Source organism: Bartonella sp. AA81SXKL, assembly GCF_042196945.1.
Classification (GTDB): domain Bacteria; phylum Pseudomonadota; class Alphaproteobacteria; order Rhizobiales; family Rhizobiaceae; genus Bartonella.
Genome location: NZ_JBHIRH010000279.1, coordinates 413 through 671, shown reverse-complemented (window position 1 = coordinate 671; position 259 = coordinate 413). Strand labels below are relative to the sequence as shown.

Annotated in this window: 1 pseudogene; it reads left to right on the top strand. The window is 44.8% G+C overall.

What is annotated here, in order from left to right:
- Positions 1-259: pseudogene (gene tldD, locus ACFINZ_RS11090) on the top strand (metalloprotease TldD); the annotation flags it as partial.

Below are 259 nucleotides of genomic sequence, written 5' to 3'. Positions count from 1 at the left end.
ATCTTGTTCGTGATATCCGTCCTCTTGTACGACTTTCCATATCTGTGGTTGCTGCTGAGGGTAATCGGCGTGAAAATGGCTTCTATGGATGTGGTGGACGACAAGCATTTAGTCAATTCATTAGCGAAGAAAATTGGAAAAAAGCTGCCGATGAGGCTTTGCGTATGGCTCTCATAAACTTAGAAGCAGAAGCAGCTCCAGCAGGAACATTTGATGTTGTCTTAGCCAATGGATGGACTGGCGTTATGCTTCATGAAGC